The organism is Pseudomonas sp. KH_050 (assembly GCF_057838875.1).
In genome coordinates this window covers 2,546,535-2,570,648 of record NZ_CM174478.1, presented here as the reverse complement: position 1 = coordinate 2,570,648, position 24,114 = coordinate 2,546,535, and the positions used below count along the sequence as shown (strand labels likewise).

The window sequence follows — 24,114 nt, the reverse complement described above, 5'->3', positions numbered from 1 at the left end:
GGAGCCTTCATCATGTTAAATATCCCACAGGTCAAATCAAGCCTCATCACAAACGATGAGATTTTTGCGGATCCTGACTATCAAGGCCTTAAAATCGTTCGAACTCAAACGAATAACGATTCGAGTAAAGCCTATTATGAGAATAAGTACGAATTCCAACATCAACACGGCGACTACACTGTCGTCCGAGCCACGCTCTGCCGCAAGGGTTACGTCGCAACCGAGGTAACGGAGAAGCAACGGATTACCGTAATGATCCATCCGTCGCTGAAACTGTTCACTGAAATTGTCAAATATGATCCAGCGGATCCGCCTAAAGAAAATTACCACGCGCTTGAAATGGCAGAAGCCCATAAGCTCACGCAGAGCGATTTTAAAGGGCAAAAGGCTGCCAACAAGGAGATGTTTAAAACATATATCCTAGAGGGTATTAGTGGAGTTCGTCCGATCTTTTTGCCGATAATCAGCGGTTGGCAATCGGAAGCGGTATTTTTAAAAACGATTTTCGTTGCCTTTGATGAGGAAGATCCGAACGCAATGTACGGTACGCTGTACCTGCCCAAATCGCCCGTTATGCAATCTGATGGGCAAACACAAACTGCGGCACTGTTTGCAGTGGCGAACACAATCGATGCGATCGAAAAGAGCGCACTCGATCGACTGTCCCTGACACTTGAAATCGAATTAAATGTCAATGCGCGTAAGGCAGGGCAAAGTTTTGCAGATCGCAATGGACGTGGATCCAAGAAAAATCGAAATCTCGTGATTGGCCTGAATACTGCAGAGCCAATTAGTGACCTGCGACTGCGGGCGACGAAAGATACAGTTTTCGAAAACCGTATCGCAGATGGGCGAACGACCGGCACATCGGAAACGGCAACCACGAATATCGTAGACCTGAGCGCGATAGAGCAAATGCTTCTCGGGGCACTTACCAACAATCGGATCAAGCCCGAGCAACTGAAGCATTACCACGTCGAACCTTTGCTTCCATTCGCCCGCGAATTCGTTGAATTGCTCGATGAGGTTTTCGCGTCGCAATGGCCGTCCACAACACCTCCCAAACAGGACACATTCCGGCGCCTATACGTCCATGGGTGGCCGTTCGCACTGAAAGCGATTGCATTTGCGTACTTCGAGTGTCGAGCGGACAAACTTGCGCCAATCCTCGCCGCAATGACTGTTAAGAATGCGCTCAAACCTCAGGAGGTTGTGTTTGCAGAGGCCTTGGCGGTAGCCGAAAGCCCAGTGAAAGAGCCAATCATTTCATTTGAAGAACTTAAGAAGCGATTGGTGGCTATCGACTGGCTCCGGTACCGCAAGCACTGGATCGATATTACCAATTCAAATGTTGACAAATCGGGCAATCGAAAGACTTTTGTCCTCAAGAGTACCGGCGAACGTAAGGTTGTGGGTATGGCTCAAAATACAGCTGCGAACATCGCCGCTGTGAAGAATAAGATCATCTCCGATAAGTGGATCGAACTGACTGGAAGCGATGACGCGCCTATTGCCGTAAAGAAATAACGTTGGCTCTTTGCGCCGGCGCTCGAATAGAAGGCCGCCCCTCACTGGGCGGCATCTATTCAGTTTACGGTCACTTCCTCCAGAAACAGGGCAATCACATCTATCCGGAGCGCAGTGGGATTACAATGCTCACGTCGGTTTCCGCGCGATTGAGCACGGATGCGCCGCCGATGCTAACGAATCACACCCTGCGTCCGATTGCTGCTTTGAAGCCGTCACATAATGTGGGCAATTTCGAATGACCATAGTGGGTCGATTGCAGCCCCTCACAACAGGCAGCAACTGGCCTAATTCCGTTTGAGCAGAATTACACCGCGATTCTCAAGGGGTAAGCCAAGGTACTCAGGGCCAATGAAACCGGGCACTTCCTTACTTTGGAATACCCGGTTTTAACCTGCTTTACACGGTCAGTGGTACAAAAATTGGTACGGGCTTCACCCCTCTAAGCATCCTGCCAATCCCTTCGGCACAAGCATCGTAGGAGCTTCCATGACCCGTTCTCACCTCACTGCAGAAAACGCTGCTCTAATCATAATCTCGGCATTCGCCCCGCTGCGCTGTGTAGCTGAGCCCTGGGACTATGGCGAACGTGTACGATTTCGAGTGTTCGATAGCTCTGATGAGCCAGCGCTAACTGTAAAAGAGCTACTGAAAAAACAGTTTTCAGATGCGAACAGCCTTGAATCAGTAATCAACTCTTGTCGCGATAATTTAGTGCGGCGCGGTTTCGGACTTGATCACTGGATATTGCCATTGCCCCCCACCATGTCAAGGTGACCCCAAGGCCGATACAAGCTATTGATAAACAAGGGAAAAGTAGTGTTTCTGGAGAGGTACAAAACCGCCACATCACCCTATAAGAATCAATAACTTAGCGTTGTATATTCCTACAGTAGTCTCCCTTCCCGGCGTCCTGCCAATACGAATTTCCACACTCCGCTAAAAATTGGCCTTTCCATCGCCAGATGAGGTCGGAGCGATCAACTGTTAGTTTCCGATAGCAGACAGTCACCTCATGACAATCCATCTGCCCTAGTTCTGTGGTTTCAAAGATGGAAGCGTGTAGCTTGCTCAAGCTATTCTATGGTCCCACCAATCTTGGATAGGATTCCATGCTCAGAAAATCGTTAGGACTGCTGGCATTAGCATTGGTTGCAGGCTGTGCTTCTACACCTCCACCCGCTATGCCAAGCAATCAGTATCAGGCTCATGCGTACCAGTGGGCAGTTTATGATATCTGTGGTAGGCAGGGGGAAATGGATCCTGTTTTGGCTGCCTATGGCAAGACCCGTACTGAACAATCAATGCACTCATACACCTTTGATGCTCAACGGATGGAACAGCTAATACGTATTGTTTTTAGTGATGAGGCACCTCCCTCTGCAGAAATATGCAATGGATTCGCAGTAAAGGCAGCAGGACAACGAGATACCTATGATCGGAATGTCCGAGCTAGCCAGAATTCCTCCGGTTATCAGTACACAACCTGTACTCCAAGTCCTTTGGGGACATCCTGCGTAAGCTATTAAAGGGGTTCCTCTCATGGAGCCACTTCCTGTAGTTGATCGAGCCTGTCAGGACTTTGTCGGCGTAAATTTGTTTCTAGGCCAGGAGCGGTCAACGAATGCGAGGGTTTCTGCTGGAACAGAATTACACCGCGATTCTCAAGGGGTAAGGCAAGGTACTCAGGGCCAATGAAACCGGGCACTTCCTTACTTTGGGATACCCGGTTTTAACCTGCTTAACGCATACAGTGGTACAAAAAATTGGTACAAGAATAATCCCCTCCCCGGCATCCTGCCGAATGAACACCATCCCATCAAGCAGGCCTGCACCACCACGACTGCGCATAGAGGCAGCCGTCGATTTCCTCGATACCACTCAGCGTGAAAGCACCGGTCGCCATTCCCGAGAGGATTGCATCGAACAGTGGCGGCAACGGTTCCGGATCAAGCGGCATGCCCGACTTGACCCTGGCAACGTCGCTCGTCCTGTTCAGCTGCTCGCACATCTCATTGCGCACATTGATGTCGCCACGAAGCGGTACCGCAAAGCGTATTTCTTTCTGGGGCCTGGCTACGCCCTTCTCTCTCATTCGGGTAATCAGGAAGTACATGGCTTGCTCAATACTGTATATAAATACAGCATTTTACGAGTTAGCTTCTAGATTGAAACCATCAGTTCGTCGGTTCGTAGTCATCCATCGTAATGCCAGACCAGCTAAGCTGATGTTTCAAGTGGAGGACTCGCCAATGTGCGGAAGACTTTCCCAGTACCGTGGTATCCACGACTTCGTGGCGGCGCTGAGCATGCCCAATGCTTTGGTCAACACCGTCGGCGACCAGCCGCTCGAGCAGTACAACGTCGCACCTACAACAAGGGTCGCCCTCTTTCGCCAGGAAGGCGACACGCTGCGCGCCGACCTGGTCAGGTAGTGTTGGCGACCGCATTGGGCAACCGACCGGCCAGCGAAACCGAACGGCAGAGTCGAAAAGGTAGCGCATAGCCCATTCTACCGAGCGATCTGGCCACACCGCGCCATTACGCCAATCGACGGGTGGTATGAGTGGGTCGATGAAGGTGGCCCCAAGAAACAGCCCTACCTTATCCGGCGCCGAGATGGTGGCCCTGCCTTCTGCGCCTCAATCGGCCAGTTTCCGACCGGCGACCACGCACCCAGCGAGTATGACGGTTTCGTGATCATCACTGCCGATTCGGCCGGCGGCATGGTGGACATCCACGATCGCCGACCGGTCGTCCTGAACCCCGAACTGGCCCGGGAATGGCTCGACCCTGCCATGCCCAAAGAGCGCGTTGAGCAGATGGTGCTACTGCAGGGAGAGCCTTCCGAGACCTTCGAGTGGTTCAAGGTCGATCGGGCTATCGGCAATGTGCGTAATCAGGGGCCGGTGATTATCAAACCTTGGGCTTACGAGAACGCAATCTAATGCCCCCCTCCACATCATTTTTCTTCTAAACTTGCAATAAGCATTGCTAATTTTCCGTGAGGCAATATGCGAGCAGGACGCCCTATCCGGCCAGAATCCCGTGCTAAAAGCAGCCGATGGGAGCAGCTGTTTTCTCTTCTTAGACATCCCCTCACAACACTCTGTGTTGGTTTTATATTCACCATACTCATCGGCGGCTCGATAGCTCGACACTTTGATGAATAGGCAGAATACAAACGCACAATTGAATCAAGAACTCAAACAGCCAAAAAGTTAGTCGAGTCAGCCACAGACCAGTTAATTGGAGCGAAAAACCTCATACGTGCAATTCGTAATAAAGAAACAAAAAAGTCGATATCGGAAAAAAGAGATCTATATGAAGCCAGCAAATCAACACGGTGGAAAGAGTCTTTTTAATAGATTATACCGCAAATAAAACGGCTCCTAACGCCAAATCAGCCCGCAACATTAGATCGATTATCCAAGGACCTGTTGCCGATGCTTTTGACGCACTCGATGAATGTATAACTAAGACAATTTCAATAGAAAACCCAACAATGCAAAACAAACAGCTAGATGACTGCAAAAGATATAGCAGGGGAGCCAACGACTGGATAACACATAACAACAGCGAGAAATCTAGAGTTCGTATAGTTGAATATTGCATAATGGAAATGCAGCGCACGTTTTATCAAATATCCAAACAAACGACTGAAGAACCAGACATTTGGGAACTAGATGAATTTGATTACGATGAATGCACCCCCGTCTTTCGCGACGCAGAATTTAAAGACAAAGAGGACAAAGAAAGTACGCTTATCATAATAAGAAGGTTCATCAGGGAAGTTCTCCAGGGCCATATCCCCCCACATTTCGCACACTGAACTCAATATCAGCTTTCTAATTATTCAGTCTCCTGTAACATTTTTTGATATACGTCTGGCACGCAGCAAGCGCAATCGTTACTTGGTCGCCGTCTGCAGTGATTCTGATAATTCGTTGAGGATGCGCTGAGTCAAGTCGGGCGCGCGCTCCTCCATGAACCACGCCGCCGGCTTCGGTACCGGCTGGCACTGAACAACCGCCGGCTGAATCCGTGGCGTCGAGAAGGACTGACAGCCGCAGATCAGAAGTGGCAAGGCGATCGCGTAGGCGAGCCTGACTGGTTTGAGCATCGCTCAGTTCCTTGTAGTGGGATTGTTCACTGGCTGACAGGCGCTGCTCCAAGGCCAGACGCTTGTCCTGATCGGCACGCACCTGGGCGGCGGCCGCGTTGCTGATGGTGGTCAGGTCGGCTTGGTGCAGGCCGTCCTGCTCGGCCAACTGATTGCCGTATCGCCAGTCCTGAACCTTCCACGCCGCGCCAGCCGTCAGCAGCAACAGGGCCAGGCCAAACACTACTGACAGCTTCAGCGCTGTAGGACTCACGGCACATCCCTGAAAAAGACGTGATGCCCGAGCTTCAGCGTCTGCTTCGCTCCCACAGTCCAGACCGGAGCCTTCGGCATGGTCGTCGCGTAATAGTGGGTCGCACCACCGGTAGGATCAGGCACGGTACCGCCGATTACCTGATCAGCGGCTCTCTGCGCCTGGGCGAACTGCCCGGCGGGGATCGGCTTGGCGCCACTCAAGTAACCGAAGTTCGGATCGTTCTTGTTCCAGCAGCTGAACTGCCAGGCCTTCAGGCACACACCGGCATAGCCCTCGCCCCACCAGGACTTGGCACTACCATCGTTCACACGGTTGCGGATTGTCCAGGCTACCGCGATCTGTCCAGCCAACCCTTCTCCGCGGGCCTCGCCCCACAGCGTGCGCGCAAGGATGTCCCGGTCTTTCTCGGTTGTAGTCATACTTTTCACCAGACGAAAAAAAGCCCGCACATGGCGGGCATTAGGAAACGCTCAGCAATCAGATGGCAGGATCAGCAACGACCTCAGGTACGGGCTTCGCGATCACGGTCACCTTCGCGTTGTAGGTGTTGATCAGCTGCGCGGTGCGGATAACAGCTTGCGGCTGTGCGGTCACGATCTCGCGAGCTTTGGCGTCTGCTTCTTCAGCGGTTGCGTATTCGACTTGATTGGCGGGGTCATAAGCGTTGCTGGAATTGATGACGATGAAAGGCATGGGGTGTATCTCCGGTTTCAAATTTTGGGCAAAAATAAACCCGCTCAATGGCGGGTGCGTTGTGCATTTGCTGCGCTAGATCAATTCGATGGCGATAGCCTCGGGATCGGCCGCGATCACCGGGGTTACTGACTCGGCCGGCCACTCTGGATTCGCCGGCCATGATGCCTTGGCAGTCACCTTGCCCAGGGCGAACTTGTAGGTCTTCCAGGCTTTCAGGTTGAGCATCAGCGCGGCCTGCTCGGCTTCGTCTTCTTCGGTTGCTTCGCCGGCATCTATGCCGTAACCGAGCGTGTCGACGCGATCCTGGATGCGGGCGATCTGCGCTACTGCCTTGGCATTTTGTGCTGCAAGATCGGCTTTCATCTCGGCAATGTGCGCGGCCAGCACGGCAGCATCCTTCATGGCTTTGGTGATGAGCTGGTTCCAGTCGATATTCATACCTGCTCCTCGAGCATTGGCACAGCAGGGACGTCTGGCAGTGACAGCGGAAACGCTACCGAGCCATCCGGCACATTGATCAGGTCGGCCGGGAACGCCTGCGCACGGCTATAGTTCCATGGATTTGGGAACAGAAGAGTTAGGATTAATTCGCCGTTCTCATTGTCAACGTTATCAACGAACCATTCTGAATTTATGGCAGAGCGAGGCAAGGTGTCGCCGTCCCTCATTGACGTAAAATCGAATACTTGCCCGTTGACTATTAGCACGCTTCCGACGCGTATCACTTCTAAAGTGTCGTCTCGACGTTGAGGGGACAGTTTGATACGCATTAGAACCACCTTCCTATAGCCATGTAAGTTAGGGATAGAGCTTTAGATGCGGCTGACAAACTGAATATGTAAAAGCCTTGAGAAACGGCAGTTCCGGGCAAGGTAGAACCCTGAGTAGACCAGCACAAACCATCACTAGAGAGAACAGACAAGTTAGTTCTAGGCAACCCTATAAATGGTTTTGCATAGGTTTGGCTGAACGCCCCAGTGTAAAAAAGTGCAGCAGCAGTGCCCGTAGAGGTGAAGGTTTGCGCGCCAAGGTCTCTAAATCCTGAACAGATAAGCGTTCCGTCCGCCCACATTGTGTAATTACCGTTTACGTTGTAGCCCTGCTCAATAATGGCGCCGGTTGCAACGCCACCGGATTGGGAAACCGTGCCCAGGATATGGGACTTTTGAAAAAAATTTAGATAAACCTCATCGAAGTTAGCATTCACCTTAATGTTTGCACTTCGCGCCGTATCTCCGCCAACCCCTGTCGGCGCGGTGCCGAGCACAATCGTCTGCTTCGCCATTTGGCTTTCCTTAATTAGGGCAATAAAAAACCCGCACTGGGCGGGCTCGAGGCAATATTCGTTGGTTACGAACTCATCTTTGCAAAGACGGCAGGGAGGAAAAACGCAAACGGGTTTGACGCCGCAACCGTGATGGCGGACATCGTTGCATTCGGGAAGTCCCACAAACAGTACAAGCGTCGGCCGATTCCGCCTCCGGAAGTCATATCCATGCCGAAGGTATTAATCAGCATGTATTCATTCTGAGGAAAGTTGAACGGCACGCTGTAGTAAATGCGCGTCAGCCCCTGCGTGGTGGTGTCGTATCTCACATAGTTCCAGTTCTGAAACGCCCGCGTAAAACTGGCGCAAGGGGTACCCGAGTCAAATATCAACTTGGATGCGCCATCCCACAATCGCATGCCGAAAGCAGCGACTGGCTGCGCCGTAAACGCTGCAACGAAATATCGACCATTGGGCTGGGCAGTATTCACGTCGTAGGCCCTTACATAAAAGCCAGTCCAATTACCGGCAGAGCCGATGAGGCGCATCAAGCAAAGACCGGCCACCGCATTGACCGTGTCCGGCCTGACAAACACCAGCGGCGGCTCCTGGGACGTTACAGGGGTGGTGAAATAAGTCGTCGACCCCAAGCCGGATTCTTCCGTCGGGGCAAAACGCCCTGACGAAATGACCACCAGCCTGGAGTATTCGGAGTCGAGCACCACCGTGTTGCTGTTATTCGTGAACTTCAGCCCGAACGCCATTAGTTGAACCTCATCACGATCAGTCGCATCGTTCCGCTTGAGATGGTGCTGGCCGCAAATCCGCGCGTGTGGTTGTAGACCCTGGCCACGCCATCGAGCAATTCGGTTTCAAACTGCAGGGCATTGGCACCGTAAGTGCCATTAGGTACAACGATTGCCGAACCATTCCCGGGGCCCACTCCCGGTACCGCGAAGTCCTGATTGGTCTTCGCGGCATTCGAGAACGTGACCAGGGTGGAAAGCACCACGCGCATGGTGAAAGAGTTTTCATCCACCTGGAGCGCCCCGTCGGCGCCCCATATCCTCATCCCATGACTCATGCTGTGAGATCTCCCAACTGCACCCGCAATACCCCGTTCGCGTCGTAGACCTTCACCGCTCTGTTAGTGATCGTCAGACGACCGCCACCGGCAACCGTACCGTTAAACTCCATGATTCCCGCCTTGTGCAGAATCCATCCGGTCTGACCGGCGACGTAATTGTCCGACTGGATGACCTGGCCGATCTTCAGATTGGTGACCGCCCCGTCCTGAATGAAGGCCTGGTTGATGAACACCTGTCCGCCCTGCACCGCGAAAGGCGAAGACAGTGTCCCGTTGATCCCGTTCACCACGGCGAACCGATCGGCACTGACCAGGAACTGACTTTGCAGGCCGGCGGCGGTGTTCTCGATGCCGAGCCCAATGCCGGCCGCGACGTACTGCCCTTGCGAGTTGATCTGCAGCTTTACCGACCACATGGCCGAGGCTTTGCCGTCCAGTGCTACCTGCGCCTGACTGACCTGCTGAACCGTCGCGGTGGTGTTGTCGATCGACACCTGCACGGTGTCTATCTTCTTCCCGGTCGCAATCCCGTCCTCGATCCGCGCAGATTGCTCGGACCAGACGCCCACATAGATCTGCGCCGAACCAGCGTACCCGGCGTTATCGCCCGCAAGAGCTGGATTCACCTGTGCGTAAACGCCGTCCAGCTTGGTCGAAACGGTATTGACCTTGCCGTCAATCGTCTCGACCGTCGATTCCAGAGAGTTCAATCCGGAAGCCGTAGCCGTCACGCCGGTGACCGGGTCGTTCACTACCACCTTTACCGCGTCCAGTTGCATCGCTTGGGCGGTGATGGCGTCCTCAGCCTCCTCGATGCTCGCGGTGTGCTGGGAGACTTGAGCGGCAAGGCCGTTGGCCGTCTTCACAGACTGGCCAATGTCCAGCCAGTAGGTGGCGTTCGGAGGGGCATTAGCGCCGCCCGCATCCGCAGGCACGGCAATCTTCGCCTGATAGAGACGCTGCCCTTGCCGCACCGCATCGTCCTGCAGGTAGGCCTTGGCTGGGTCGTATTCGAGCGCATCGACAAGATCACCGATCTCGTCTTGCAGTTCGCCAATCCGCTCGTTAACAGAGCCCGGGCCATTGCCATCGATCAGCTCGATACGGTCTAGTAAGTCTTTGCCAAGTTCCGTCTCGCCGATTTGGCCGGCGATATGATCAAGGATCGGGCCGGCATCCGCACTGGCCTGGCCCACCACCCCGTTGCCGACTGGATAGAACGGACCGACGTTGCCAGTCCGGTCGATCAGGCGCGCCCAGAAGAAGAACTGCGCGCCCGCCAGCAGGCTCTGCATCGAGTAATCGGCTTGCGGATATGCCAAGTCAGCCAGTTTGGTCGCAGCTTCCAGACTGGGTGTCGGCCCGTACCAAATCTCCGTGCGCTGGGTATCCTCGGCGCCAGCAGGGAATCCCCACTTGAGGCCGATACCGAACAGCAGTGCGGTAGCAGTCAGGAACGAAACCGACGGTGGCAAACCTTCCTTGCCGTTGAGTTGAGTCAGGTTCGAGCTTTTCCAGATCGAAGAAATCTCGAAGGAGCTCACCGCGCGGACGCGGGCCAGGTACGCACCGGAATAAATGCCGATGACGTCTACGCCCAGTGCGCCAGTACGCTGGACTTTGATCCAGTTGCCATTGTCCTTGCGCCATTCCACGTCATACGCCACGGCGTCTGGTACGGACGGCCAGGCGATGGTCATGGTAGTGACGGCCAGGCCCTGGGCAGTGACTGAATTCGAAGTCAGGGTAACACTGGCCGGCGCCGGAACGACGCTGATCGGAATCACGCTGATTGGACGCTCTTCCAGGCGCGCGCCGGTGTCGATGTGCGCGAACTTGCTCGGGTCGTACTGAATCGCGGTGATTTCAAAGACGCCAGGCTCCGGCCGCGAAACGCTGGTGACGCGATACAGCGGGATGGCCAGGTCGTCGGCATCCAATGCCCAGATAAGCTGAGGCTCAGGCGCGACGGAATAAGTGGTGGTCACCGTCACGGCGCGGCCACTGACCGATTGCACGGTGCGCGCTTCGCACTTACCGCTGGGCAGGTTCAGGATCAGCCGGTCGCCGGCCTTGGCCTGGGTGTCGCGGTCCAACGTGATGACTCGCCCGGCCACCGCGGAGATCCGGCCGCCAACTGCGCGGCCCGCCAGCAGCTCGTCCGCCACAGGGATGACATAGCCAGGCAGCGGGATACGGCCATCGAGGCCAACCTTAAAGGATATGCCGCGATCTCGGGAGTTCGTCAGTAGTGCCCACTTACCGCGGCGCTGAGCTTCCGATTCCCGGGTGCAGCCGATCGCACTGAGCTCCAGCGGATTGTCGCCATAGCGGCGCTGTAGTTTCGGGTCAGTTACCGACGTGACGTCAGTGTCGTAGTTGTTCGCCGGGTCGTCGTAGCTGATCAGGGCACGGCTGTACCGGGTGCGTTCCGATGCGCTCGAGTAGCTGAACTTGCCATCGATGACGTTGGCCCGGGTATAGGCGAAGTCGAAGTCAGTCGCGCGCGGCATGTCGGCCAGAGAAAAGACCTGGCCCTGGGCCCAATAGGTCATGCCTCGGTAGATTGCGGAGATGTCGCGCAATAGCGACCAGGCATCAGCCTTGCCTTGCAGGTTCAGGTTGCAGATGAAGCGCGGTTCTTGCGCGCCCTTCCCGTCCGGTACCAGCTGATCGCAGTACTGGGCGATCCGGTACAACTCCCACTTATCGACCTGCCACGGTTTGATCCGGCGGCCCAGGCCAAAGCGGTCGCTCACGGTGATGTCGTAGGTCATCCAGACCGGGTTATCGGTCCACGCCTGTTTGAACGTACCGTCCCAGATCCCGCTGTAGCTTCGGTTGTCTGGGTTGTAGTTGCTTGGCACCTGAAGTTTTCGGCCCTTGCACTTGATCGTTACCGCCGGGATGTTGCGAAACTGCTCAGCCGAAAACTCGATGTAGAGCAATGCCGTGTTCGGGTAACGCAGTTTCGCGTCGATCACCTCGGTGAAGCCGGCGATGTTCATGATGTCGGCGATTTTGTTGTTGTTCTGGTTTGGTGTGATACGAGTGACGCGGATCAGCCAGCCACTAGTGGCTGCCGGTAGATCAATACGGCGGGTGCGCTCGTAGGTGCTGGTGGTTTTGCCGTCCACGGCTTCGCTCAGCACTTGCTGATAGGCGCCGCCATCAGTTGCGACCTCGACCTTGTACTCGATCCGGTAGCCGTTGACGTTGCCGTTTGAGTCCACCGATTGCAGCATTGGCCAAGCGAAGCGCAGGCGCACAGCCGACAAATCGATGTTGTTGATGGCGCGCACCCAGGGCGTGCCGCTGCGCAGCTCAATGCCGAGGGAGGTTTCGTTCTCCACCGAGGGGATGCCTTGGATGTAATCCTGCTCGACCGAACCACTGCGGAACTCCCACTTCACGTTCGGGAAGTTCATGTTGCCCTGCGGGTCCTGCAGCGGCGTGTTGTCGAGAAAGATCTCCTGCGCAGTCGGCAGGCCAGCGAACTCACCCTCACCCACGCCGATCAGGATCTTGGCCACGGCCACCGAGCGCAGGCTGTCAGGCGCTTCAGTTGGGGTCTTGGGCTTATCCGAGCCGCCTTTGGCCCCGTAAATGTCGAGCAGTTTTGCTGCGCCCATACTTTCCTCCAGGCGAAAAAAAGCCCACTCGGAGTGGGCTTTTGAACAATATCAATATCTACTGAACTAATGGATCGGCGCAACTAACTTTAAACGCAATTTCTTTATTTTGCCTAAAAAGCTCTTTCATTACTTCATTGTACTCTGATGAAATACTCAAATTCATACGTCCAGTTTTAATACCTACCTTCGTACCTGGCCCCACTAATGGAACACCAAGTAAATTACCACTGCAAGAGTAAGTCAAAAGCTTTAACCCTAAATCGAGCTTAGACTCAAAGTCCTCCCACTGTCCCAACTCTCGGAGATCTTCGCTTTTAGGTGCATGAAGGTAGTTACCTAACTGTTCGCCGATATGGCGTAATTCAGGAGTAACGGGAGTATACTTACACCGCACCATTGGAAACCCACCAGACCAAACCTCTATACGAACCTCTTGAACACAACCCGAAAACGCCAACTCTACTTCTTTTCCCAATGCAGCGATCTGCCAACCATTTTTTTTCTTTGCAGTCACATGTTCTTGATATTGTAGATACTCTCGAAGCCTAGACTCTATTCCGAATCTCAGCTCGAGAGCACAATAAAAATAATAGTCCTGCTTTGTTTGTGCCGTCGTAAAAAGATCTCTTGCTCTTGAAAGATGGTTTGCTGCGCCCCTAAAAAACTTTTTAGCTTCCATGTTCAACTCAACTCTAAAAAGTCAAATCATACCTTGTCTTCGGCATAGATCGCAGCGCTGATGATTGCCCCACCCCAACGGCGATGGCCGTAGCAAAGCGGTACCGGGTTGCCGGATGCCGTGGTGTTCTTGGCGCTACCAAAGGAGTAGCCAGGGGTGTTCTCGGGCGCTGCGCTGGTCTTCAGACCCTTGGCTTGCGGGCTGAGCATCTGGATGACGCCGCCGGCGACGAGACCAATCCCCCCGGAGATCATTGCCCCACCAAAAGGCGCAGCCCCGCCAAACGACATGCCCGTTACCATGATGCCGGCAACGATCAACACTGCGCCAACAATCGTCTGGAGCACGCCGCCGCGCTTACTGCCTGCAATAATTGGCGCAACACGGATGTCTCCTTCTCCGCCAAATCCGAGCTCATCTTCCCCGATATTGGTCTTCCCTCGGAACACGGCGAACTCAAGCCCACGTGATTTTGCATTCGAAAGAAATCGCTCAAAGCCTGATATCTGGACGCACAGCGCCTTGATGGCTTCAGCCGGAGACCGCACCGAAAGCCTGAACGAGCGCCCAAACTGCCGTAGCTGCCCGTAAAGCAAAATGGTGGTCATAGGTTGGTAGTTGATCGCAAGTGCAGACATGCTTTTTCTCCAGCTATAAAAAAACCGCCCGGAGGCGGTGATGTTTTTGTTACTTTAGATGCAAGCTTTGGCTGCATCTTTCCAGCCATTTGTTCCGGCCCAGTCCATCGGCAGGAACACCCGAACCGCCGACCCTGGTCCAGACCGATCAACAACCGCCAGCGCGACAACACCTGAAAACGCTGCTGATGCTGCGATCTTGTAGCCTGACTCCGTCTCGATGGAGCTGGTGGACGGGTTGATCTCCTGCCACTTAGGGGCAAGGCAGCGTGCAAACTGCTGTGGTGCCTTCTTGGATTGCCCAGAAAAGGCAGGATTATCCTGCTCCAGGCCTGATGTCGAACACCCCGCCGCCAACGCCACCGCTACCGCCCCTATCAAAATCCGCATGATTCTTCCTCATCCTGAAAGTGGCGACTGTAGCGCGGTACTGTGCAGGCATCCAGCGTGGACGAAAGCCCAGTAGCGATAAAGCAATGTTCGATAGTAGCTTCCCGCCATCAGTCATACTCAAGGAAGTCTCCGTGACCAAACATTTAGTAATGCCACAAGATGAACGAGCCGCTCTTGAGGAAGCTATAGCCAAGCGGTATCCCGACTTAGGCGATCCGAGCATCAGTCTTTCCGGAAAAGACCCATGGAATGGAACCATTCGCTTTCACAACGCGTTCGGTTCTGACTCTGCAATCTTTGAGTTCAGGATGCGCGGGCATAATGGCACTCCAAACCTCTACATAGTTCGCGACTGGAACGACTAACCACCACACGCAACGGATTCCCCAGTCCTTTGCCTGCAAGCCCAAGGACGGGGATAGCGCCAATCTCGGCGCGCACAAACGGAGCTAACAACGATGGATTTACTCACCGGCGCGACCACTTTCGCATCCTTAGTCGGGCTCATTGGCCAATTTAAATCGGGTAGAGATACCGAAAAAGGTAAAGATTTTGAAGAGTTTATGACTTGGCTGGCTGAAACAAACCATGAAGAACTCAAAGGACTAATCCAAGCAAACCAGGTCACTTCGATTGGCATAAAGTCAATCCTCAACCAACAGAATGTAGCCCTTGCTGCAGTCCTTTCTAAGATCGACTCCGCGCTCGCATCATTTGCAAGCACATTTGAGGGGTTCGCTGATGTCAGTCAGGGATTGAAGCCTGAAACAACACTGTCTAAACAATCATTGAGCATACTCAGGCAATTTGATGCCTGTGGTGCCAGCAAAATTCTTGAGCTTCCGTTACAAGGCTTCGTAATTCTTCAGGCACTTGATGGTCAAGGAGGCTCATTTGATACAGAGGATCAGCAGTTCCTTCTGGATGATCTTCGAACCCTGGTTGAGCTCGGGCTGCTAAGGCCTGACAAGAACCCTAGCGGGAAGAATATCTACCACTTTACGAGAGCCGCCGCAGCTCTTGTCCGCACTGATCCAACCTATTCGTGCGAATAGTTTTTTTCGCGTCTCGGTGACGAAGAATTAGGCGCGTGCGCTCCAGCCATGGCCCGCCAAATACGATCACCTCAGACGGTCGCCCATATAGGTGGTGCAATAGGAAAGGCCCGGGGCCGAATACGTCAGACGATTCACCCGGCAGTGCCGGATCGGTACCGAGGTAGATCCCCGCGTGGTTCGGGTGGACCGTCCGGCCGGCAGCCATGACGATCATGTCGCCGCGCTGCGGCTGGTCGACCTTCACAAAGCCGGCGGCTTCGTAATTGGTCTCGTATAGGCTGGCGCTCCCAGCACTTTCCCACCAGCCGTCTTCTCGCTGGAAGGCTTCGAACTCCACCCCCCATTGCCGCTTGTACCAATCCGCACAGACCTGCCAGCAATCCCAGGCCCCATGCATGAATGGACGCTTCAGCAGCGGCGTATCGCCGGTTGGGGTGATGGTGCGAAGGTCCGCCTCCGGCCAGCTCAGAATGTGCCAGGGCAATACTGTCGCCTCGCACACGGCCAGGTCCCGCGGTGACGGTCGACTGGTGGCGTCCGGATGCGAATGGAAAATGCCAATTACCTCGCCTACGTCTTCCGCAGCGGCGTAGTCCTCCGGATCAATCCGAAACTCTTCGCTCGGCTCAGTTGCGGTGTTGCGGCACGGGAAGTACTGCTGCTTTCGGCCGATAGCCAGTAGCAGACCGCAGGCCTCTTTCGGGTACTCGGCTGCCGCGTGAGCGTGCATCGCGCTCAGGATGTACTTGCGCATGGTCAGCTCCGAGCAATGAGGGAAACTGCGGGGAACCCGCCGTGGTTGAGTTCGTTGTTCTCGCCGAAGCGCAACTTGCAGGACTTCAGCCCGCCTTTGCACTCGTCCTTGCTCGGATCGCCAGTCGGGGCGTCGTCGTCATCGAACATGGCCGAGCCGGTGTAGCCGCAATTCGGGCCGCGGTAACCGCCAGTCATGGCCCAATGGCAGAAAGTCGTCATCTGGCGCCCGGGCAAGCCGTGATTGTCGATCTCGCCCGGCGAAGACAGCTCCCATTGCACAACCTCACCGTCTTCGCCGGTCTTCTGGTCGATGTACCAGATTTCCAGCGCCTCCTGTGTCGGGTCGGCCGTCGGGTTGTCGTCTGGGAAGTTCACCGCATCCAGGTACTGGGCCAGAGTCTCGCGAACCGTCAGCTGAAACTTCAGCAGATCCTCAAAGGCCAGGCACAGGGCGGTGATCCGCCCGTTGACGTTGCCAGCGCTGAACACAGGTCTTGTCGCGGTACCGTTGCTGTCGGCGCCAATGCCTTCGATCTGCACTGGCCAAGCCGCGTATTCGTTACCCTGCCACCAGATTGATTTGGCCGGCAGCTCCTCGGCCGATCCCTCGTATGCCAGTAGCTCAGCGGGTGTGTGAGGGATTGCGTGAGCATGGAAGCGCAGGATGTCCGCTCCGTACTCGCTGCCGTCGATTTCAAACAGCCGCACTTCCCCGCCGGGCTCCAGCTTCTGGATGTCCGCGATTAATGCCATCAGGGTTTCCCTTAAGGATGGAAGGTTTGTTCGAAGGTGGCGGTCAGGGTGTAGACGTTGCCGCCCTTATGGATTGGCTTGTAGCCGTTGCATTTGTACAGACCGAGCTCGCCAAGTGGCGGCGTCCAGAGAAAACCCTTCGCGCCCTTGTGGCGATCAAGAAAGGTGATGATGTCCTTGATCCGCTCCTTGGCCCCGGTGTAGCTGTAGGGCCAAGATTGCTGCTTGTTGTTGATGCCGTCAGAAACAGTCTGGCTGTAACCGTCGCCAAACTGCTTGGAGCGCACCCGCTGGGTAATGTCGCCCGAGGCGCCCTTCTCGATCTGCCAGGTGAATGTTTCAAGTGCCATAGATCATCCCTTCACTTGTCGATAGCTCGTTCCGCCCTGGCGCCAAGACTTAGCGATTTCCTCTTTCGCGACGACGCGCATCCGCTCCGCCATGTTTCTCTGAAGCAGTTCAGTATCAAGCTCTGCGCCATCAGGCCGGCCTGACTCTTCGTCGGTCATCACCATGATCGGCATGCTGAGGCTGATGCTTGTGCCGCCAGCTCCACCCATCGCCATCACGCCGAGCTTGCCGTTGGCAGTCCGGGTCAGGGGCATGATTGCTTCTTCCCCGGCCTCGCCCATGACACCGGTCTTTCCGTTGGCCATGCCGAACGCTGTTGGCTTGCTGACGATGGAGTTGGTGAAGGCTCCTCCGTCGGCGAACATCTGCACACCGCCAGACCAGGCGCCACCCTTTGCCTGGGCAACGCCTGACCAGCCAGCCAGTGCATCAGGGCTATAGCCCGCCGACGTGGAGCCCGCCGAAGTTGGGGTGGATCCGCCGCCGAAGTACACACCAGCGGCGGATACGCCCAGCCCCACAAGGGAACTGAGCAAGCCAGATGCAGCCTGCCGCGTGGCAATCCTCGCCATATCGGCCAGGATCGACTTGGTGAAGTCGCCGAACGAGAACTTCCCGGTCATGGCGAAATTGACGACTGCGTCTTCCATCGAACTAAAGGCGTTGCTAAACAGGCTTTTGGTCTGCCCGGCCACATCCCTTGCCGACTCCAGATAGTTCTGCCAGGCCGAAGACGCGCCGGCGCTCCAGTCACCCTGGGCCGCAGTCATCTGGTCGTAGTTGCTGAGCGTCGTGTCGTGCAGATCCTGCTGGGTAGCTTTGAGGGCGCCCAGCTTGGCGGTGTACTCATCGAGGCTCATGCCGCGGGAGCCATCGCCGTACTGGTTGGCCAGGTCGAGCTTCTGCGAGTTGAAGCGATCGTCGATGGCGTTCTGCTGATCCGTCAGGCCGCGCTGCCGGTCACCCTGGCCAAACCCTGACGCAGCACGCATGCCCTGCTGACGCAGAGTGTCGACTTGCTGCTGCAAGGCATTGGTGTAGGTCTGGACCGTCAGAGTCTGCTTACGCAGTCGGCCGTCTTCGTTGGTGGCGATGATCGAGAGCTGGCTGTCCGTGTCCTGCTGAGCCTTGACCATCGCCGTGCGTGCATCGGCGATCTTCTGGTCAATCTGGATGATCTGCGCTGCACTGGCACCTTTCTTGGTCTTGGCAGCCTCAAGCGCCGAGATCTCAGCCTCGTAGCCCTGGGCAATTTCCTCCGACTGCTGCTTCAACAGGCTGATGCGCTGCTCGGTGTAGCTGGCCTGGGAGATAACCCCGGCGCGCTGTGATGCCTCGAGTTCCTTGTCGGCGTTCTTGTAGTAGGTCAAGGTTTCGGCCAGCACGTTCTTCGCGCTATTGAAGCTGGTCAGGTCGACACTGCCGGCGGTAGCCTTGGGATCCTTGAACTTGTCATTGAGGTTCGCCATGTTCTTGGCGACTGCTGCCGGATCGAGCCGGGAGTCGTTCGGGTTGACCTTCCGAATGTCATTCAGGCTTTTCTTGTAGTCCTTGATTGCCTCAGCACGTTTCTGTTCGTTGGTCAGCGAGGACTTGGTGATCGCATCGACTTTCGACATCGCGACAACTGCGCTTTGCTGCGCCTTTGCCTGTTCACCTTCGTATTTGGCGATGTCGGCTGCCGCGGCCTTCTGATCCTCCAGCATGTTGAGTTGGTTGCTGTAGACCTCGACCATCTCTTTCTGGTTTTGGAACAAGCCGACATCGCCGGATTGGGCCGACGCGAGATTGCGCCGGGCCTGCTCGATATCAGCATCGATATCTGGCCGGCCAATGTTCTTCAGGCCATCTGCAGCCCGGGCGACGGCGTTGTAGCCCTTTTCCCAAAAGCTCAGGTTTTCGAGAATCTTTGGCGTGCGCTCGTTGATCGCATCCGCGTACTGCTCGGTCGCCAGCTTCACAGCACCTGCGTGATCACCCTGCTCTTCCAGTGCTGCGATCTGCGAGTAAACCGAGGCGGTCAGGTAGTGATACTGCTCGTTCAGTGCGGCAGATGACTTCACCGGGTCGTCGGCAAGCTTCGAGAACTCGGTGACGGTTTCACTGACAGCCTTGCCGGTCGCTTCCTGCATGGAAACGGCGGCCTGGGTGATGCCGGTGAAACTCTCACCCGCGATCTTGCCGTTGCCGGCCAGCAGCGCTAGTACTTGAGCGGCTTGGCCAGTGGTGCCCACCGTAGCGCTAACCTGCCGCGCCATTTCGCCCAACTGCCCGGAAGACACGCCAGCGACGTTGCCGGTGAGCACCAGGCCCTTGTTGTACGCATCCTGCTCTTCGCTGCCCTTGTAATAGGCAACAGCCAGAGCGCCGACGGCGGCAGTGGCCAGTGCGATCGGAGCAAGGATTGCAAGCAAGCCCGTAGCCGAAGCGCCTGCACCAGCACCCAGCTGAGCAACAGCGCGAACGCCGCTGCCCCAGTCGCCAGATGATAAGGCGTTACCGAGCTGAACGACGTTTTCCTGCGCCTGGCGGCTGCCGAGTCGCAGCTTGTCGAATCCGGTGGCTGTCTTCTCCAGCGCCGCATAGTTGCCGTCGATTTTGCCCAGCGCCGAGTTGTACTGGTCCTGGCTGATTCGGCCGGCGTCCAGATGCTTGCCCAGATCCTCGACCTGCGTGTCGAGTTTGGCCATCGATGCTCGGACCGGGTCAAGGGCGCCGAGCAGACTGTTCAACGCCTTCTGTTCGTCCAGCGTGGACTTGACCAGTGCCGCCTGTTGTTTGTCGAGTTGCGCGGTGATCTTGGTGAACTCAGCCTCACCGTAGGCGCCGGTTTTGGTCAGCTTCGTCAGGTTCTCACGCTGTTTCGCCAGTTCCTGCGTGGTCTTGGCGCCAGTGGAGAGCGACTTCTCGAGCGCCTCCATTTCCTTCATTAGGCCGAAGGCAGATTGCTCAGCCCGATCGCCTGCCTTGGTCAGCTTTTCGAGATCGGTTGCAGCCTGGGCAGCATCAGCCGAGTCGACCTTAATGCCGAGCTCTGCAATGTTCATCGACTCGCCTTGAATAAGTGCCCGTCTTCACGGGCTGTTGTCACGGACTTCGGCCATAACCGCGATAGCTTCCGATTCCATTACGCGGATGTCCTGGAACACACGGGGGCGATCCTTCGCAGGGACGCCGACGAGCTTCATCACATCGGGTAATACGCCGTAATCAAGGCCGGTCGCGCCGCATGCGCCTGTACGCCACTGAGTCCCCATCGAATCCATGACGAGGAAGGTCTTCCAGTTGTCCGGCCAGACTTCGAAGGTTTCGTCGTAGTCCTCTGGCGAGAATCCGAACAAGGCCATCTGCTCGGCTGAACCATCGGACTGGTATAGCGCACGGGCAGCGGCTGTCAGTTTCCCAATCGGGCCTTGCCGAAGGCTTCGCTGTACGCCTTCACCACGGCATCCGACACGCCGATACAACTCTTCACCAGGGCAGTGATTGAATCGTCATTGAGCTTGTCGTCGAAGCCCCAAGACACGACCAGGTCCTTGATCTGATCGACGCCCTGCTCAACTTCAGCCGCGGTCACGTCTACGAGGGTCGGCTCCGTGCCCATGAAGCGCTCGCCGATGGCTTCCGCTTTTGCCTTCCAGGAATCAAACAGTTCAGCCAGGGCCGTACGGTCGCGGTACTTGAAAGTGAACGGCACCATTGCTGGTTTACCGCCCACCTGCGGGATGGCCACGTCGACGGTGAACGTCGGCTTCGGCGCGATGGAAAACTTCGGCATGGGAGCCCCTTAGGCGTTGTAGCGAGTTGGGCGGGAGGCGAACGACAGAGTGATGGTCCGCGTCATGATGTTGTTGCGGCTCAGCGTCGGGGTCGCGGTGATCGACACGTACGCGTAGTAGTAAATGGTCGCACCGCCCGGGAGGTTTGCACGGACCAGGCGAGGCTCTTTGTCTTCGTCCGCCGCCTCGACGATCGCGACATACGCCTGGGCCGGATCGTCAGCGACCGGCAGAGTCATGCTGCTGGCCGACTTGTTGGTAGGCAGCTGACGGTCGTCGTCGTCTTCAAGGAAGCCGTAGGTGAGGAACTGCTGCTCGCCGCCGTTGGCCGCCGGCTCAGTGATTTGCGCGATCTGCGTCCAACCAGAAGCAGAGCGGACCTTGCCCGCACCGGAACCGGCCGGGTAGTTCTTCACGCTGGTGGTGTCTACGCCTTCCGCCGCGAACTCGCCAGTTTCCGAGTCGATGACGCGGGCCGGGCGGCCGTTCAGTTTCGCCCAGGCGGAATCGATTACGATCACGTCGCCATCGGCCAGGCCGTGGGCAGTTGCTGTGAGCACCGCTGGCTTGGCGTTGCTGATGGCGGTGAAGGGTTTCGCGAGGCTCAACGTGGCCGCGATCTCGAACGTGGTGCCGTTGGGAATCTTGACGCTCATGGGTTTTTCCTCTTTGCAGAAATGACAAACCCGCTCTATGGCGGGTTCAGGGGTTGCCCAACGGGCGGGGTTAGAAGGTGTCGGCCCGGTACTGAAACGAGACCGGTAAAGCAAATGCTGTGTCTTCTTGCTGCTCGGGGCCAGGCTCGATCGGCGTCATTACCTGGACGGCGAATCCCGTCTTGGTCAGCCGATCATTCAGCGGGTACAGCGCGGCGAGTTCGTCGGCCAGCGCCTCTGCAGCGCCCGGCCCTGTGCCTACAGGCGTCACTATCGTGATCTGAAACACGCCGATATAGAGCCGATGCTCGCCAGCAAGGTCATTGCTGTCGGTACCGGCCGGGAGCGTGAATGCTCGAAGGTAAGTCTCGTTTGCCGCTGGCGTGAAGCTCACGTTCTGGTAGGCGATGCGCAGGACTGGGGCCTTCGTCTTCGACCAGTCCAAGAGACGCGCCTCGAGCAAGGACCGGATGATCTTGTGGCTCATATCTGGTTGTTCCTGATGGCTTCATCGACGATCTGCTGGAAGCGGGCCACTGTGATGCGGACCATGCCGCCGGGCGCCTGGGTCGAATGCCCGAACTCAAGTGGTATGGCGTATGGCAGGTTGTTGATCAGGTAGGCAACCTGGCCGGCGGTGAAGTCGCTGACAGCTGAAACCAATGCTGCGATCGTCTCTTGTCCACTCGGATCAACCTCGTCAAACGTGACGCTTTCAATGGTATCCAGCGATAGGTGCCAGTTGGCCCGGAATCTGCCACCTACGTAGTCCTTGCCGGCGACCAGCCCGTTCACATTGAAGTTCTGGTCGCGCTCGGTCTTGGTCAGCGGCTTGGCGTACTTCACACCTCGCTTGAGCTTGCCGGTCTTGGTGAAGTTGGTATCGGTCAGGTTGATGACTGTGTTGCGAATGGCGACCTTGAAATTGTAGTCATCGGCAGCCCGGGTATTCGCCTCACGGTGAGCGACGTTTGCCGCCCAGATTTCAGGGTTGCCCACCGGTGACATGCGGATCACGCTGCTGCCGAGCTCGATGATGATTTCGCGCAGGCTGGCGTCGATGGCTTCGGTGGCCTCGGCAGCGAACTCGGCCAGGCTCAGCGCGAAGCTGCCGGACTGACTTGAGTGTTTGGAAGACACGATGAACTCCACAGGAGCAGCTGACATAAAAAACCCGCTCAATGGCGGGTTTTAGAGGGCGGGATTGATTTCCCGATGCTCCTAGGCGAGCCCCAGGGAGTCACATAATCTAGCTCAGTATTCGTTGAGGGCTTTCTCCGCCTCAATATCTTGATCAGCACAAGCTTTAACCATGGCGTATCCATATTGGCGCATTTGCTTCATGCAGCGCGCTACTGTCGGCTTGTACTCATCGGGGATTTGCTTGATGCCTGCTACAGCATCTAGATCTTGATCAACGCAAGCCTTCACCATTGCAGATCCGTAAGTCCCCATCTGTGACTTGCACCGATCAATGATCTCTTTTTTTACGTCGGTGTCTGCATACGCTGCAGCTGAAAAGAAAGCCACTATGCCAACCAACGAAACGATGCCGCGCATATCCATATACTTCGCTCACAGCTGGAAAGTTAAGGCACAACGCTATTACGACGAGTTCATTTTGTCTACACATCAAGGCCCGTATCGGAGCGAAGTAGCTATCTCCTTGCCGGCATAATTCCCTAATCAAACCCTGAGCTGAACTGTCCAGGTAGCGCCGGCCGGATCCTGGCTGACATTCAAAGCGCGTTCCCGCCGATGATGTCGCCGATTTTAGGCGCTGCCATAACCGCCGTTGGCGTGCCCAAGAAAGTGATGAACAATTCATTTTGCAGCACCAACAACCTTTCATCTGTGGTCAGGATCAGCGTGCCATCGACTTCCTTGTCTAGGTAGCTGCCGAACACGCCGCGCCCGGCGTAGGTGGTGATCACCTCCAGCGAGCCGCCAATCTCTGGGTCGTACTCACCTTTCACTTTCCGGATGCCGGTGACAGGTTTTACCGTGTCCGCCAGGCCATCAGGGTCATCGAATGCCTCGGCCAGTTCGACCTGGATCTCTTCTCGCATACCCATGGTCAGATCCTTTTGAGCATCATCACGCCGGATCGCTTGATCCACGGTGCCAGCAGCGCCAAAGCGAAGTTCTCGCCGGCTGACAGATCAGTAGAGCCCGACGCATAGGTCTTGCTTACCGAAGTGCCGGATTGAGCGGATACCGTCTTGCTCAGCACTTCCTTCTGCGTGCTTTTGTACAGATTACCCGCTGCCGCCTCCTTGGCGACCTGGGCGCCGGACAGCTTCACGGCATCAGGGGTCGGATCGGCAACAGGGCGATTGATCTTGGCCGTCAGCCAGGCATTGGCCATGGCTACAGCTAGGACCGGATCACCGGTGCCAGCCCAGCCAGGACCCAGCAGCGCGTCAGCGTCGGTAACGGTGATGAAATCGGTCATGTGTT

29 protein-coding genes and 2 pseudogenes are annotated in these 24,114 nt (G+C 56.0%); 6 read left to right on the top strand and 25 right to left on the bottom strand.

The annotated features are described in order from the left end of the window. Nucleotides 1-12: 12 nt before the first annotated feature. Nucleotides 13-1,527, top strand: coding sequence for a ParB N-terminal domain-containing protein (locus AC3IUA_RS11885; RefSeq protein ID WP_489361094.1), 1,515 nt, complete (start codon nucleotides 13-15; stop codon nucleotides 1,525-1,527). 489 nt (nucleotides 1,528-2,016) lie between these two features. After that, nucleotides 2,017-2,304, top strand: a complete 288-nt coding sequence (locus AC3IUA_RS11880; protein ID WP_489361093.1) for a hypothetical protein — start codon at nucleotides 2,017-2,019, stop codon at nucleotides 2,302-2,304. A 1,042-nt stretch (nucleotides 2,305-3,346) separates the two neighbouring features. On the opposite strand, the gene AC3IUA_RS11875 is transcribed toward AC3IUA_RS11880, so the two are convergent. Continuing rightward, entirely contained in the window at nucleotides 3,347-3,643 is a 297-nt protein-coding gene (locus AC3IUA_RS11875; protein WP_489361091.1) for a hypothetical protein, read from the bottom strand. Nucleotides 3,644-3,779: 136 nt separating this feature from the next. On the opposite strand from AC3IUA_RS11875, the pseudogene AC3IUA_RS11870 reads away from it, so the two are divergent. Both AC3IUA_RS11870 and AC3IUA_RS11865 read left to right on the top strand, forming a co-directional pair. Next, nucleotides 3,780-4,475: pseudogene (locus AC3IUA_RS11870) on the top strand (SOS response-associated peptidase family protein). A gap of 398 nt (nucleotides 4,476-4,873) precedes the next feature. After that, nucleotides 4,874-5,359: a hypothetical protein gene (locus AC3IUA_RS11865; protein WP_489361089.1), complete on the top strand. Its 486-nt coding sequence runs from the start codon at nucleotides 4,874-4,876 to the stop codon at nucleotides 5,357-5,359. Nucleotides 5,360-5,375: 16 nt separating this feature from the next. Here AC3IUA_RS11865 and AC3IUA_RS11860 read toward each other — a convergent pair whose 3' ends face one another. From AC3IUA_RS11860 to AC3IUA_RS11805, 12 genes are all read right to left on the bottom strand, one after another. Beyond that, a complete protein-coding gene (locus AC3IUA_RS11860) occupies nucleotides 5,376-5,903 on the bottom strand; it encodes a lysis system i-spanin subunit Rz (RefSeq protein ID WP_489361088.1) in 528 nt (175 codons plus the stop codon). Next, nucleotides 5,900-6,325 (bottom strand): cell wall hydrolase, encoded by a 426-nt coding sequence (locus tag AC3IUA_RS11855; protein WP_489361086.1) that lies wholly within the window; start codon nucleotides 6,323-6,325, stop codon nucleotides 5,900-5,902. The genes AC3IUA_RS11860 and AC3IUA_RS11855 overlap by 4 nt, the downstream gene beginning before the upstream one ends. A 58-nt stretch (nucleotides 6,326-6,383) precedes the next feature. Further along, complete coding sequence (locus AC3IUA_RS11850) at nucleotides 6,384-6,599, bottom strand: hypothetical protein (RefSeq protein WP_489361084.1); 216 nt, start codon at nucleotides 6,597-6,599, stop codon at nucleotides 6,384-6,386. 75 nt (nucleotides 6,600-6,674) lie between these two features. Beyond that, nucleotides 6,675-7,040: a phage tail protein gene (locus AC3IUA_RS11845; protein WP_489361082.1), complete on the bottom strand. Its 366-nt coding sequence runs from the start codon at nucleotides 7,038-7,040 to the stop codon at nucleotides 6,675-6,677. Beyond that, complete coding sequence (locus AC3IUA_RS11840) at nucleotides 7,037-7,372, bottom strand: hypothetical protein (RefSeq protein ID WP_489361081.1); 336 nt, start codon at nucleotides 7,370-7,372, stop codon at nucleotides 7,037-7,039. The genes AC3IUA_RS11845 and AC3IUA_RS11840 overlap by 4 nt, the downstream gene beginning before the upstream one ends. Beyond that, the gene (locus tag AC3IUA_RS11835) at nucleotides 7,372-7,887 is read right to left on the bottom strand and encodes a hypothetical protein (protein WP_489361079.1); all 516 of its coding nucleotides are present in this window, start codon (nucleotides 7,885-7,887) and stop codon (nucleotides 7,372-7,374) included. Before AC3IUA_RS11835 ends, AC3IUA_RS11840 begins: the two co-directional genes overlap by 1 nt. Nucleotides 7,888-7,952: 65 nt before the next feature. Beyond that, entirely contained in the window at nucleotides 7,953-8,633 is a 681-nt protein-coding gene (locus tag AC3IUA_RS11830) for a hypothetical protein (RefSeq protein ID WP_489361077.1), read from the bottom strand. Then, on the bottom strand, nucleotides 8,633-8,941 hold the full coding sequence (locus AC3IUA_RS11825; protein ID WP_489361075.1) for a hypothetical protein: 309 nt from the start codon (nucleotides 8,939-8,941) through the stop codon (nucleotides 8,633-8,635). The genes AC3IUA_RS11830 and AC3IUA_RS11825 overlap by 1 nt, the downstream gene beginning before the upstream one ends. Before the next feature lie 8 nt (nucleotides 8,942-8,949). Further along, nucleotides 8,950-12,588 carry a TipJ family phage tail tip protein gene (locus AC3IUA_RS11820; RefSeq protein WP_489361074.1) on the bottom strand — a complete coding sequence of 1,213 codons (3,639 nt, stop codon included), beginning with the start codon at nucleotides 12,586-12,588 and terminating at the stop codon, nucleotides 8,950-8,952. A gap of 58 nt (nucleotides 12,589-12,646) precedes the next feature. Further along, nucleotides 12,647-13,270, bottom strand: a complete 624-nt coding sequence (locus AC3IUA_RS11815; RefSeq protein WP_489361072.1) for a hypothetical protein — start codon at nucleotides 13,268-13,270, stop codon at nucleotides 12,647-12,649. A gap of 26 nt (nucleotides 13,271-13,296) precedes the next feature. Next, nucleotides 13,297-13,908 (bottom strand): tail assembly protein, encoded by a 612-nt coding sequence (locus AC3IUA_RS11810; protein ID WP_489361070.1) that lies wholly within the window; start codon nucleotides 13,906-13,908, stop codon nucleotides 13,297-13,299. A 54-nt stretch (nucleotides 13,909-13,962) separates the two neighbouring features. Next, on the bottom strand, nucleotides 13,963-14,298 hold the full coding sequence (locus AC3IUA_RS11805; RefSeq protein WP_489361068.1) for a hypothetical protein: 336 nt from the start codon (nucleotides 14,296-14,298) through the stop codon (nucleotides 13,963-13,965). 134 nt (nucleotides 14,299-14,432) lie between these two features. Here AC3IUA_RS11805 and AC3IUA_RS11800 point away from each other — a divergent pair, with 134 nt between their 5' ends. Then, the gene (locus AC3IUA_RS11800; protein ID WP_489361066.1) at nucleotides 14,433-14,666 is read left to right on the top strand and encodes a hypothetical protein; all 234 of its coding nucleotides are present in this window, start codon (nucleotides 14,433-14,435) and stop codon (nucleotides 14,664-14,666) included. Between the two features lie 93 nt (nucleotides 14,667-14,759). Then, nucleotides 14,760-15,356, top strand: a complete 597-nt coding sequence (locus AC3IUA_RS11795) for a hypothetical protein (protein WP_489361065.1) — start codon at nucleotides 14,760-14,762, stop codon at nucleotides 15,354-15,356. On the opposite strand, the gene AC3IUA_RS11790 is transcribed toward AC3IUA_RS11795, so the two are convergent. From AC3IUA_RS11790 to AC3IUA_RS11735, 12 genes and pseudogenes are all read right to left on the bottom strand, one after another. Beyond that, entirely contained in the window at nucleotides 15,301-16,113 is an 813-nt protein-coding gene (locus AC3IUA_RS11790) for a C40 family peptidase (protein WP_489361063.1), read from the bottom strand. The two genes, AC3IUA_RS11795 and AC3IUA_RS11790, sit on opposite strands and share 56 nt — an antisense overlap. A 2-nt stretch (nucleotides 16,114-16,115) precedes the next feature. Next, a complete protein-coding gene (locus AC3IUA_RS11785) occupies nucleotides 16,116-16,868 on the bottom strand; it encodes a phage minor tail protein L (RefSeq protein ID WP_489361062.1) in 753 nt (250 codons plus the stop codon). A gap of 11 nt (nucleotides 16,869-16,879) precedes the next feature. After that, complete coding sequence (locus tag AC3IUA_RS11780) at nucleotides 16,880-17,218, bottom strand: phage tail protein (protein ID WP_489361060.1); 339 nt, start codon at nucleotides 17,216-17,218, stop codon at nucleotides 16,880-16,882. A gap of 3 nt (nucleotides 17,219-17,221) precedes the next feature. Beyond that, the gene (locus AC3IUA_RS11775; RefSeq protein WP_489361058.1) at nucleotides 17,222-20,266 is read right to left on the bottom strand and encodes a phage tail tape measure protein; all 3,045 of its coding nucleotides are present in this window, start codon (nucleotides 20,264-20,266) and stop codon (nucleotides 17,222-17,224) included. Between the two features lie 27 nt (nucleotides 20,267-20,293). After that, a complete protein-coding gene (locus tag AC3IUA_RS11770) occupies nucleotides 20,294-20,566 on the bottom strand; it encodes a DUF1799 domain-containing protein (protein WP_489361056.1) in 273 nt (90 codons plus the stop codon). Between the two features lie 47 nt (nucleotides 20,567-20,613). Next, a complete protein-coding gene (locus tag AC3IUA_RS11765; protein ID WP_489361055.1) occupies nucleotides 20,614-20,997 on the bottom strand; it encodes a phage tail assembly chaperone in 384 nt (127 codons plus the stop codon). A 9-nt stretch (nucleotides 20,998-21,006) separates the two neighbouring features. Continuing rightward, a complete protein-coding gene (locus AC3IUA_RS11760; RefSeq protein WP_489361053.1) occupies nucleotides 21,007-21,654 on the bottom strand; it encodes a phage tail protein in 648 nt (215 codons plus the stop codon). A 70-nt stretch (nucleotides 21,655-21,724) separates the two neighbouring features. Next, on the bottom strand, nucleotides 21,725-22,141 hold the full coding sequence (locus AC3IUA_RS11755; protein WP_489361052.1) for a phage tail terminator-like protein: 417 nt from the start codon (nucleotides 22,139-22,141) through the stop codon (nucleotides 21,725-21,727). Continuing rightward, complete coding sequence (locus tag AC3IUA_RS11750) at nucleotides 22,138-22,821, bottom strand: hypothetical protein (protein ID WP_489361050.1); 684 nt, start codon at nucleotides 22,819-22,821, stop codon at nucleotides 22,138-22,140. The genes AC3IUA_RS11755 and AC3IUA_RS11750 overlap by 4 nt, the downstream gene beginning before the upstream one ends. A gap of 87 nt (nucleotides 22,822-22,908) precedes the next feature. Next, complete coding sequence (locus AC3IUA_RS11745; protein WP_489361048.1) at nucleotides 22,909-23,220, bottom strand: hypothetical protein; 312 nt, start codon at nucleotides 23,218-23,220, stop codon at nucleotides 22,909-22,911. Between the two features lie 120 nt (nucleotides 23,221-23,340). Beyond that, nucleotides 23,341-23,729: pseudogene (locus AC3IUA_RS11740) on the bottom strand (hypothetical protein). A 2-nt stretch (nucleotides 23,730-23,731) separates the two neighbouring features. Further along, nucleotides 23,732-24,109: a hypothetical protein gene (locus AC3IUA_RS11735; RefSeq protein ID WP_489361046.1), complete on the bottom strand. Its 378-nt coding sequence runs from the start codon at nucleotides 24,107-24,109 to the stop codon at nucleotides 23,732-23,734. Nucleotides 24,110-24,114: the final 5 nt, after the last annotated feature.